Source organism: Trichothermofontia sp. (genome assembly GCF_053493415.1).
Window position 1 is genome coordinate 1 of sequence record NZ_JBRCAD010000119.1, and the last position, 11,615, is coordinate 11,615.

The window sequence follows — 11,615 nt, forward strand, 5'->3', positions numbered from 1 at the left end:
GTGGGGGATGGTGCCGGGGAGTCAAGGGGAGCAGCAGACATGGACAGGCAACCTGAATAACGATCGCGATCGCTGCGATCGTGCCACAGAATTCCTGTTCATGGGAGGATCGTGAAGGATTGCACCTCTAGGACAGGGCCGATCATGGCCAAGGTCATAATGTCAGTGCGGATTTGGCCCTGGATCTGCACTTGCAACCCCACCTGTTTCAACGTCGGGGGGGCATCCTTGAGTTCGTAGGTTTCTCCCGTAGGGGTAACAACGGCCCAGGTGCCCGGTCCCATCCCCGGACGGGCGATCGTGCCTGTAATTTGGCTCGTCATCCCGGTTGGACCTCCGTTTTCAAGGCTAAGTGGGCCAGACCCAAACAAAGCAGAGCATTGAGGATCAGGAAACTCCGGGCGAAAAGACCAGCCCCTAACCATAGCAACTGGGAACCCGCGATCGCGCTCCCCAGCAGAAAGACCGTCATGCCAATTGTGGTTCCGATCGCCCAGCCTTTTCCCTGGGGATGGCCCAAGAGTAGGACGAGCAGGCCAAAGGGAATCAGGACACTGGCAAACCAGGGGTTCAAGAGGGGACTCCCCTGGATCACATTGCCCCACTCGGCCACCCCACTGCCCAATACACGGAAGGGCCACTGGGGCAGATCAAAGATATAGAAACCCCGCAGGAAAAAGAGACCACTGCTGCCAGCCACTAGCCCAGCCCCCAACCCCCAAGTCCAGCGGAAGGGGAAGTAATAGCGCAGGAAAATTGCCAATAGGTAAGACCCCAGGACCATCAGCAATTTGGGGACAAGAGCCGCCACGCCGCCATCCATCCAAAAGCGGGGGTTAAGGTAGCCGTTATCCCGTAACCAGCGGAAGAAGTCCCGGAAGTCCACATTGCCCCGTTCTGCTAGTTCCACCGCCTTGGCCGCATCCAGTTGACCCGCCCCGTAGTAGTTGAACGCATCATCAGGAACCGCACGGGCCGCCTTTTGCAAAACGTTGGTCACGGCATCCGGGTGATCAATCCCGCTCGCCTTGACTAGGGCCGCCACCCCAGCCACGTGGGGAGCGGCCATACTGGTGCCCTCGTAGGCCGCGAAGATCGCCGCCCCAGTTTCCGGGTCGATCGTATTCTGCAAAATTCCCCCCAGGTCACCGTCTACCTTCGAGCCGCCCGGAGCCGCCAGATCAATCCCCGCCCCAAAATTAGAGTAGGGGGCCTTGTCGCCAGCGGGGCCGAGGGCCGCCACCCCAATCACATGGGGATAGCGGGCTGGGTAGGTGGCGGCATTCTGATTGGCATTCCCGGCGGCGGCCACGATCACCACGCCCTTGTCATGGGCATAATTGATCGCATCCCGCAACACGTGACTTTCACCCCCACCCCCCAGGCTTAGGTTGATCACATCGGCATCATGGTCCGCTGCAAACCGAATGGCATCGGCAATATCGGCCACTTCCCCAGCTCCAGAGGCACTCAACACCTTCAAGGGCATGAGTTTCGCCTGATAGGCAATTCCCGCAACGCCGTAGTCGTTATTGGTGGATTGGGCGATCGTGCCCGCCACGTGGGTGCCGTGGCCGTTGTCATCGGTGGCGTCGGTGCGATCGTTGACAAAATCGTAGCCCTCGACCCACTCGGTTTGGGCTAAATCCGGTACCGGGGCAATGCCCGTATCAATGACTGCAACAGTCACGCCTGCACCCTTCGTCCGTTCCCAGGCGGGTTCAAGGTTAATGCTCCGCAGGTTCCACTGTTTGGGATAGTCCGGGTCGTTGGGAATTTCCAGGGTGTGGTAGCGGTAGTTGGGTTCAATCCGTTCGGTGAGTTTGGCGAGGGGTGAGCGGCGCAGTGCCCGCAGACGTTGACGATCGCCGCTAATGATATACACCTGTTCCGCCTGGGCATACTGGCTATTGAGGCGGGGTTCAACGCCAAATTCCTGGGCGATCGCCTGCAAGGCCGGTTCAATCTGGGCCGTTTGGGTTTCCCGAAAGTCGAGAATAATCGCATCAAACTCACCCCGGTTAACCGATCCCAGGTAGGTCCAGAGGGCCGCCACCAAACCGAATAGAAATAATCCTAGCCAGAATACTTTTTTCATACGCTTCCCTCACGGACGCCGGACCTACGATCGTCAGGCTGGGAATAACCCCAGATATGCCACCACGATAGCGCAGTTGGCCTCACCCCGATCGCAGCCAACTTGACCGGGTTGTTGTTAGGCTTCCCCCTGAAAGCGAGCGAGGAGGTCCTGACGGGAAGACCGAAGGATTAATCGAGTGCGATCGTGGGGAGACAAGGCCATTAGTTGGGGGATAATGCCAACTAAATCCTCATCGACATGATCGAACTTAGCGGCTAACAGCGCTTCCAGGTCTATCCGTTCTCCCTCTTGACGCCCTTCTTGACGCCCCCTTTCTAAGGTCTCTTCCAGCCATTGTTCATAGACAGGGGATAAGTTCATGGCAATCTCCTGCTCAGATCTGCTTAGATTGTGCCGTCTTTGAAGAGTGATCTGCAACTGGGCAAGGGCAGCGAGGGCTTGCCGTTGCAGGGGATGGTTGGCGAGGGCCATGAGTTCGGTGACGGCAGTGCGTTGAACGGTGCCGCGTCCGAGCAGGCGGAGCCAAAGGGTGTCGGGGTGGATGGGGAGTTGGTGAATGACCACGATCGCGCTCCGCAACGCCGGGGCTAGGAAGTAGACACCCTCGGACCAGCCCGGTTGGGGTTCCGCCCGGAAGCTAGTGAGGATGCGGGGAGAAGCCGTAGGGACCAAGATCCAGAGGTGGGGGAGGTCGGGGTCCAGCCGTTTTTGTTTTTGGCGTTTAGCTGCGCGGCGTTGGTGGGCCTGGAGCCGCAGTAGTTTATTGAGGCAGGCGCAAATCTCAGCGGTGGGGGCAGGATTCCGAAACGCTTCGAGGAGGGCGGGGACCTGAAGCATTTGCCCTAGGAGGCCGAGGTGGTGTTGCTGAGTTGCAAGTTGCGGGTTAGGCTGGCACCAGAGATCAACCTGCTGGGGTTCACCAGGGGGGATTTCCAAGCTGATTTCGGCCTCAACGCTGAAGGCGATCAGGAGTCCTTTAAGGTATTGTTTAGCGAATTGATCGTGGGCTTTGCGGGTCATTAAATTTTGAATCTATAAATTTTGAATCTAGGCAAGCGCAAGGGGATAGCCAGAGGATTAGGGAAGTTGCGGAACGTTATCACAAGCGACACAAGCGATAGAACATCGCGGTTGACTTAGGTAGGGGGGCTACACGGCCCGTCCCTAGTTACTACACTTCGTAGGCTTACCCTGCTGGCCAACTGACCACTTTGCGAGGTGCCTGCACGAAAACGCTTGAGATTCAACTCTTCTGGATGAGTAGCCTATGGCAACCATTTTGCGCGATCTCAGTTACCGCTATCCAGGGCTGTATGATGCCATTTCCTGGATCATGACGCTCATGGTAGGGGGGGAGGCCCGGTTTCGACAGTTGGCGCTAGAGGGGCTGACGATCGCGCCGGATACCGAGGTGTTAGACCTGTGCTGTGGGGGGGGACAGGCCACCCGCTGGTTGGTGCAGCGATCGCGCCATGTCACTGGCTTGGATGCCTCACCGCGATCGCTAGATCGGGCACAGCGGCTGGTCCCAGCGGCGACCTATGTGCAGGCGCTGGCAGAAGCGATGCCCTTCCCAGATGCACAATTTGATCTAGTGCATACCAGTATGGCGTTGCATGAGATGCAGCCACGGCAATTGCAGCAAATTTTGCAGGCTGTTCATCGTGTGCTGAAGCCGGGCGGGTGTTTTACCCTGGTTGATTTCCACCGTCCCCGCAATCCTTTACTTTTTCCTGGCCTAGCCTTGTTTTTTAGCCTGTTTGAGACAGAAACAGCTTGGCATTTGCTAGAGACCGATCTCAGCCAAGTGTTGGCCGCCGTGGGCTTTAGCGGCACGCCCCAGGGACCCGTCGCCACCCCAATTCAACCTCGGCTGTATTTAGGTGGGACGTTGCAAGTCCTTCAGACGTACCGATTACCGTCATAAGACGCCCCGACGATCGCTTGACGGAAACAAGGGCTGGGGTAAGATTTTTTAAATAGGGTTTCGTTTGGGGTATTTATCCCTACCCTCCCACACACGGTATCTGTGAGAAGAGAAGGACAGAACGTGAAAAAGTTTCATCCTCGGCAATCTACTGGTTTGCGATCGGGCCGTGCACTGACAGCCATTCCTCTCCCCCGGTTGACCGCCAAGGGGCTAACGCGCTTAATCCGCTTGGGGATTATAACAACCCTGGTGCTGTTGGCCTGCCTGGCGGGTTCGCTCCTTAACCAGCAGGAGCTAGGGGCCAGTGCCCAGGGGCCGATCGCCCAGGCGAGTGGGCCAGCCCCCGCTCAAGTTGCCGACTTTGACCAGTGGCAGCGATCGCTCTTCCTCGAAGGCACCATTACCCAGGGTGCGGTTATGGGACCGCCACTTCCCGCCCAAGCCCCCATCGGCAATGCGGCGATCGGGGGCTTGGCGGCCAAACCCCAGGCCAAGGTGACAGCGAAGGCGGCAGACACCAAGCAATTGGACAACTACGGTGGGCAGAAGGTAGCCGCCGTTTCCCGGTGGCAGGGAGCATCGTTCCCGGTCGAAAATTTCCAGATGTATACCTCGCCGTTTGGCTATCGATTATCCCCAACGGGATCGCTCACCCAGGAGTTCCACTACGGTCTTGATATGGCAGCTCCGGAGGGCAGTTATATCCGTAATTGGTGGTCCGGTAAGGTGGTGGAAGTCTCAGATGATAGTAACTGCGGCACGTCAGTGGTCGTGGAATCGGGTCCCTGGGAGCATATTTATTGCCACATGCAGGGCTATGTGACCACGGATAGTCGTGGACGATCGATGCTGGACCAGGAGGGGGGTGTCCAGATTTATGAAGGCCAGATGGTCCCGGCGGGGGCGCGGATTGGCCGCGTGGGAATGACGGGCCGCACAACGGGACCGCACCTCCATTGGGGACTGAAGTATTCCAGCCAGTGGGTTGACCCCGCCTTGGTGCTGCGGGCCATGTACGCGCAACAGGCCCGCGCCGCGTCTTAAGGGTATGCCCCCTGAACACGATCGGGCTGAGGGGGAGGTCGGGAAAGCGGCTATCGTGAGTAGTATGGACCAATGGTCATACTACGGGTGGTCATACAGCACTTCCATCCTTGGTAAGGTACAGACAAGGGGCTTAAGCCCCTTGTTCAAAAGGCTTGACAGTACTTCATTAGAGAGGGAACGGCTGTATCTATGAAGACATTGACTTTTCTGCTGAACTCACCCCTTAAGAACGGGTAGTTGATGCAATCCGCAGCCTAATGTACCTAAAACAACTCCATCTACGCCAATTTCGTAATTACCAGGATCAGCAGATTACCTTTCAGGCCCCCAAGACGATCCTGGTGGGTGAGAATGCCCAAGGAAAATCGAATCTGCTGGAGGCGGTGGAATTGTTATCAACGTTGCGATCGCATCGCGCTAGCCGCGATCGTGATCTCGTTAGGCAAGGCCATAGTACGGGGCAGATCCAGGCAACTTTAGAGCGGGTAACAGGCACGATCGACCTGGGGATTATTCTCAGGGTTAATGGGCGGCGGACTGTTTCGCGCTACCAGGAAACGTTACGGCGGCAATTGGACTTACTGGGGTCCCTGAACACGGTGCAGTTTTCCAGTCTGGATCTGGATCTGGTGCGGGGGGGGCCGGAACAGCGTCGTCATTGGCTCGATACCCTACTCATCCAACTGGAGCCGGTCTATGCCAGCATTTTGCAGCAATATCAGCAGGTCCTACGCCAGCGGAATGCCCTACTCAAAGGACAACTAACGGTGGGTGAAGCAGCTACGCCTGACGCCGATCTCCCTTCCCAATTAGCACTCTGGGATGCGCAACTGGTCAGTACGGGGATTCGCGTCATTCGCCGTCGTCGTCGGGCGATCGCACGTTTGGCCCCGATCGCGCAACGTTGGCACCAGGTTATTAGTAACCAAAGTGAAGATCTGGTCATTACCTATGTTCCTAATGTTCGCGCTGCTCCTGATGACGGTAGCGGGACGACCGAGAGTGATGAACCGGAGGTGATGCAGCAGTTTTTCTTCGAGCAACTACAACACAAGGCAGTGGCAGAGTACCATCAGGGCACCACACTGGTTGGTCCGCATCGGGATGATATTAGCTTGACGATTAACCAAACCCCAGCCCGCCAGTATGGATCACAGGGGCAGCAACGGACGTTAGTATTAGCGTTGAAATTAGCTGAGTTGGAATTAATTGAAAGTGTGATTCAGGAACCCCCTTTATTGCTCTTAGATGATGTTTTAGCTGAATTAGATTTAAATCGCCAGAATCAACTCCTGAGTACGATTCAAGATCGCTTTCAAACGTTGATCACAACGACCCATTTAGGGGTTTTTGATGCCAAGTGGTTACAGTCTTCGCAAGTACTGACTGTGAATGCAGGCCAGATTCAGATAAGTTAATCATCTAATGTTTGGGAACTCATGCTTGGAAGGCCTGGGTTAATCGGCAATGCGGCGGGCAAGGTGTAGATTACACCCACAGGTTTGGGCCTGGTCTAGATTCGTATCGTGTAAAATCGCATCCCGCACGTCAGCTTCGGTCAAGTTGGCATCACAGAGACTTGCAGCGGTTAGGTCGGCATGGCGTAGGTTCGCCCATCGCAGATCCGACCATTCAAGATTACTGTCATGCAAATTAGCTCTAAATAGATAAGCCCTTTGCAGATCGGCCTGTTGGAGACAGGCGGCTCCTAGGTTGGCATTAAACAGATCCGCATCCTTGAGGCTGGCTCCGGTTAGCAGAGCATTTTGTAGGTTACTACTCCTTAAGTCTGCCTTATCCAATTGCGCATATTGGAGATTAGCGTAACTTAAATCAGCTCCCATCAAATTGGCCCCGCGCAGGTCGGCATGACTGAGATCCATGCCCTGTAAATTCGCACCGACTAAATCGGCTTGGCTGAGATCTAGCCCAGCTTTATAGGGGTTGTTGAGTCGTGGTTGTAGCGATCGCGCCAGATCAGATGGAGAAATGACCTGCTCTAAACCTTGGGCTTTTGCGCTTACCATGATATCCCGCCTCGTAACCAACTTGCTTATTTTTAATGTGCTATTTGCGGCGGGAATTGCCGTCCTGCGATCGCGTCCTCCGATCGGGTGAATCCCGACTGGGCAAGAATGGCCTGGGTCCTTACCGGTATCCCGGCTGCTGAGTTTTGCGAGTCAGGCTGCACATTGCTGTCAAAGGTACCGACAAATCGCAGAAAATTGTCAGGGTAGCTCTGGCCTTCAGGGGGCAAACCGGATGCACGCCCCAGGAGATTCTGTCGCTGCCTCGCTGTACCCAACTCACCGGCAACTGTCCATGAAATCCTCCAGCCTTTGGGAATTGAACCCACAACACGATCGCCCCTCCCAACGATCGCTCTACCGCATTTGGCAGGACAGCCTCACGATCCTGTGGGGGGACTGGCTCGATTTGCGCACCCGCCTGCCCCAGATTGCGGCCTCTGGTTTGGTATCGCCCCTCATTTACATTCTCGCCTTTGGGTTGGGGTTGGGCCGAACCCTCGATGCGGTGACCACCCCCACCCTGGGGGATACCTACCTGGAATTTATCCTGCCGGGGATGGTGGCCCTGTCGTCAATGACGATCAGCTTTGGGGGGACGACGTTTTCGATCTGTGGGGAGCGCCTATTTGCCAAAACCTTTGAGGAAATGCTGTTGGTACCCATCCATCCCCTGTCGCTGTATCTGGGCAAGATGATGGCGGGGGTGTTGCGCGGCATGATGACGGCTGGCTCGGTAATCCTGGTGGCGGTTGTGTTCACGGGCCGGGTGGGGAGTTTTCTGAATCCCCTGTTTCTGTTGCTGCTGGTACTCAACTGCGCCGTGTTTGCGGGACTGGGGGTGCTGGTGGGGCTGACGGTGCGATCGCTCGAAAGTGTCGGTCTCTACAATAACTTTGTGATTGTACCCATGTCGTTCCTGGGGGGGACGTTCTTTGATCCCAGTACCTTACCGCCGGTTTTGAAGGGGATTGTTTTCCTGCTACCGCTGACCTATACGACCCTGGGGCTGCGATCGGCGGCGTTTGCGCCCCTGAGTGAATTTCCCTGGTTTACGCTGCCGGTGTTGGTGGCCGTGGCCGTGGGGTTCGCGATCGCGGGGGCCTATCTGTTCTCCCATCAGCAGGATTAGGCGTCAAGCGGGCTACCGCCAGCGCACTGCGCAAGGGGGCGATCGTGCGGGTGTCCTTGATGTTTCCAATCCCCGCCTCAATGGCCGCCAGTGGCACCAGAAACCTTCCCCTGGCAGTCAGGCCATCAAGGTTATGACTCCCGCGACTTCTCGTGGCAAGGATACTATCTAAACTGTCTAAACTAGAGTGAAACCGTCTGCTGTAGGTATACATGACTGAGCCTGCCCCCGCCGCCCCTGCTGACTTTCCCCTCCCCGACCTGCCAGAACACCTCAAACAAACCGTGCGCTTCCCCGATCACCGCCTGGTCGATCGCGAAAGCCTGACGCCGATGATGCGCCACTATGCGGAGGTCAAGGACCAGTATCCCCACACCCTGCTCCTCTACCGCATGGGCGACTTTTTCGAGTGCTTTTTCCAGGATGCTGTCACCGTTTCGCGGGAATTGGAACTGACACTCACCAGCAAAGATGCCGGGAAGGATGTGGGCCGGGTGCCGATGGCTGGGATTCCCCACCATGCCCTCGATCGCTACAGTGTGCTGCTGGTGGAAAAGGGGTTCGCGATCGCCATCTGTGATCAGGTTGAAGACGCCGCTAGTGCCCAGGGTCCCCTCGTGCGGCGGGAGGTTACCCGTGTGATCACCCCCGGCACCCTCCTGGAAGAAGGGATGCTCAAGGCGCGACAGAATAACTACCTTGCTGCCGTTGTCATTGCTGGCCAGCATTGGGGACTCGCCTACGCAGACATTTCCACCGGGGAATTTCTGACCACCCAGGCCAGTGATTTGGAGCAGTTAGGTCAGGAACTTAACCGCCTGCACCCCTCGGAAGTCCTCGTGCCCACCAACGCCCCTGATATTGGCGGCATGCTGCGCCCAGGGGCGCGATCGCCCCTCCTGCCCGACTGTCTACCACCCCAGTTTTGCTATACCCTTCGGCCCCAACACCCCTTCGTACAAACCGAAGCCCGCCAACGGTTGCTGCAACGCTTCCGGGTACGGACCTTAGAAGGGATGGGCTGTGATCATTTACCCTTGGCAGTGCGGGCGGCTGGAGGCTTGCTGGAATACTTGGAAGATACCCAAAAGGAAACCCCCCTGTTATTGCAATCGTTGACGACCTATGCCCTCACGGAATATTTAATTTTAGATAGCCAAACCCGGCGCAATTTAGAAATTACCCAAACCGTGCGCGATGGCACCTTTCATGGGTCACTGCTGTGGGCCTTGGATCGCACCGTTACGGCAATGGGATCGCGGGCACTGCGACGGTGGTTATTGCAACCCCTCCTCGATCGCGCTGAAATTGTAGCTCGCCAACAAACCATCCAAGAACTGGTTACCCACGGGGTTTTGCGCCAGGAACTCCAAGCCGTTCTCAAGCAAATTTACGACTTAGAACGCCTCTCCGGTCGCGCCGGTTCGGGAACGGCCAACGCCCGCGATTTAGTCGCCCTTGCCGCTTCCTTAGAACGTTTACCCGAATTAGCGGTCCGGGTCGCCAAAGCCGAGTCTCCCTATCTCAAAGCGATCCAGCATATTCCCCCTGAATTGGAGCGTTTGGGGCAATATTTGCGGGCACACCTGGTTGAGTCGCCGCCATTACATTTGGGTGAAGGTAACTTAATTCGCGAGGGGGTCAATCCCCAACTGGATGCCCTACGACAACAATTAGTCGCTGATCAACAATGGTTAGCCAATCTGGAGGTCACGGAACGGGAACGGACGGGCATTCCCACGCTAAAAGTTGGGTTTAATAAAGCGTTTGGTTATTACATCAGTATTTCCCGTGCCAAGGCCATTCAAGCGCCCGACGATTACATTCGTAAGCAAACGTTAACCAATGAAGAGCGATATATTACCCCCGAACTTAAGGATCGGGAAACCCGCATTTTTAATGCCCGTGATCAGCTCAATCAACTGGAATATGAAATTTTTATTGGCCTGCGCCAAGCGGTGGGCGTTGAAGCCGATCGCATTCGCACGATCGCCCGATCTGTGGCTGCTGTTGATGTGCTCGTCGCCCTAGCAGAAGTCGCGATTTACCAGGGTTATTGTTGCCCCCAAATGGTCGAGGGACGGGAATTAACGATCGTGGGAGGCCGCCATCCGGTGGTGGAGCAATCTTTACCCGCCGGGTTCTTTGTGCCCAATTCTACGGCACTAGGACGCGAGGAAACCGACCCGATACCAGGGACTCAGACGCGACCGGATTTAATTATTTTGACAGGCCCCAATGCGAGTGGCAAAAGTTGCTACCTCCGACAAGTGGGCCTGATTCAAATCATGGCGCAAATGGGCAGTTTTATCCCAGCCAAGTCAGCCATCCTAGGCATTAGCGATCGCATTTTCACCCGGGTCGGGGCCGTCGATGATCTGGCTACGGGCCAATCAACGTTTATGGTAGAGATGAGCGAAACGGCCAATATTCTCAACCACGCTACGCCGAAATCCCTCGTGTTACTCGATGAGATTGGTCGGGGAACAGCCACGTTTGACGGGTTAGCGATCGCCTGGTCCGTCGCCGAATACTTAGCGACTGAGATCCGCGCCCGGACAATTTTTGCCACCCACTACCACGAACTCAACGAGCTAGCCTCCATCCTGGCCAATGTGGCCAACTACCAGGTGACGGTGAAGGAATTACCCGATCAAATTATCTTTTTGCACCAGGTCCAGCCGGGTGGGGCCGATCGCTCCTATGGGATTGAAGCGGGACGACTGGCCGGGTTACCCCCCAGTGTGATCCAGCGGGCGAAACAGGTGATGCAACAAATCGAAAAACATAGCAAAATCGCCGTGGGTCTACGCAAGAGTGCAGCTAGCAATGGCAAACTCCGGGAACCAACGGCCCCCCTGCTTTTGGACCCCAAACCAGTTGAGCAACTGGATATCTTTAGCCGTTCCTAGAAAAGGGATCGTAGGCGGAGACACCGGACATAATCCTCGACGCAAAATCTATTCCCCTTGGCATGGGTTTGGGTAGCGAATGATGGCCGCTACTGATGGCTGCCCCAAAGATCGGTGCTAGAGTAGAACTATCTCTTTAAAGTAAATGGGGCTGGCTGCAACCAACCCCCAATATCCACTTGATGTGAGGAGAGACAATGAAATATAGGCAATGTCGAGAGCGACGCGTTCTCGGTGTTGCGATCGCAGGTACGGTGGTGGCCGCCACTTTACCCGCCCTAACCCTAGGGAAAGGCGTTGCGATCGCAGCCGAGCCGTCGCAGGTCGCTGACGATAGATCCGCCGAGAGTATAGCCCAGGATTTCCCAAGTGGGGGAAATCCCAGCACTGAAAATTTTGTTGTGGACGCGGTGCCCGGTCTTCCCGCCCTCCCGGCGACGCCTCCCCTGGGCGAGCCGATCGGGGC

At 56.3% G+C, this 11,615-nt stretch carries 10 protein-coding genes; 6 read left to right on the top strand and 4 right to left on the bottom strand.

The features are described from left to right. Positions 1-98 precede the first annotated feature (98 nt). From ACWIUF_RS10435 to ACWIUF_RS10445, 3 genes are all read right to left on the bottom strand, one after another. Positions 99-323 carry a hypothetical protein gene (locus tag ACWIUF_RS10435; protein WP_448572302.1) on the bottom strand — a complete coding sequence of 75 codons (225 nt, stop codon included), beginning with the start codon at positions 321-323 and terminating at the stop codon, positions 99-101. Beyond that, positions 320-2,098 carry a S8 family peptidase gene (locus ACWIUF_RS10440; RefSeq protein ID WP_448572303.1) on the bottom strand — a complete coding sequence of 593 codons (1,779 nt, stop codon included), beginning with the start codon at positions 2,096-2,098 and terminating at the stop codon, positions 320-322. The genes ACWIUF_RS10435 and ACWIUF_RS10440 overlap by 4 nt, the downstream gene beginning before the upstream one ends. A 117-nt stretch (positions 2,099-2,215) precedes the next feature. Next, the gene (locus tag ACWIUF_RS10445) at positions 2,216-3,121 is read right to left on the bottom strand and encodes a hypothetical protein (protein ID WP_448572304.1); all 906 of its coding nucleotides are present in this window, start codon (positions 3,119-3,121) and stop codon (positions 2,216-2,218) included. Positions 3,122-3,368: 247 nt separating this feature from the next. Between ACWIUF_RS10445 and ACWIUF_RS10450 the strand changes: the two genes are divergently transcribed. The 3 genes from ACWIUF_RS10450 (at position 3,369) to recF (ending at position 6,496) form a co-directional block, all read left to right on the top strand. Then, complete coding sequence (locus tag ACWIUF_RS10450; RefSeq protein WP_448572305.1) at positions 3,369-4,028, top strand: class I SAM-dependent methyltransferase; 660 nt, start codon at positions 3,369-3,371, stop codon at positions 4,026-4,028. 123 nt (positions 4,029-4,151) lie between these two features. After that, positions 4,152-5,075 (top strand): M23 family metallopeptidase, encoded by a 924-nt coding sequence (locus ACWIUF_RS10455; protein ID WP_448572306.1) that lies wholly within the window; start codon positions 4,152-4,154, stop codon positions 5,073-5,075. A 260-nt stretch (positions 5,076-5,335) separates the two neighbouring features. Beyond that, the gene (gene recF / locus ACWIUF_RS10460) at positions 5,336-6,496 is read left to right on the top strand and encodes a DNA replication/repair protein RecF (protein ID WP_448572307.1); all 1,161 of its coding nucleotides are present in this window, start codon (positions 5,336-5,338) and stop codon (positions 6,494-6,496) included. Positions 6,497-6,535: 39 nt separating this feature from the next. Here the strand turns inward: recF and ACWIUF_RS10465 are convergent, their stop codons facing one another. After that, positions 6,536-7,105: a pentapeptide repeat-containing protein gene (locus tag ACWIUF_RS10465; RefSeq protein ID WP_448572308.1), complete on the bottom strand. Its 570-nt coding sequence runs from the start codon at positions 7,103-7,105 to the stop codon at positions 6,536-6,538. Between the two features lie 295 nt (positions 7,106-7,400). Between ACWIUF_RS10465 and ACWIUF_RS10470 the strand changes: the two genes are divergently transcribed. The 3 genes from ACWIUF_RS10470 to ACWIUF_RS10480 form a co-directional block, all read left to right on the top strand. Continuing rightward, positions 7,401-8,237 carry an ABC transporter permease gene (locus tag ACWIUF_RS10470; protein WP_448572309.1) on the top strand — a complete coding sequence of 279 codons (837 nt, stop codon included), beginning with the start codon at positions 7,401-7,403 and terminating at the stop codon, positions 8,235-8,237. Between the two features lie 212 nt (positions 8,238-8,449). Beyond that, entirely contained in the window at positions 8,450-11,149 is a 2,700-nt protein-coding gene (gene mutS / locus ACWIUF_RS10475) for a DNA mismatch repair protein MutS (RefSeq protein ID WP_448572310.1), read from the top strand. A 197-nt stretch (positions 11,150-11,346) separates the two neighbouring features. Then, positions 11,347-11,615, top strand: a 269-nt coding sequence (locus tag ACWIUF_RS10480; protein ID WP_448572311.1) for a hypothetical protein, incomplete at its 3' end; no start/stop codon positions are given.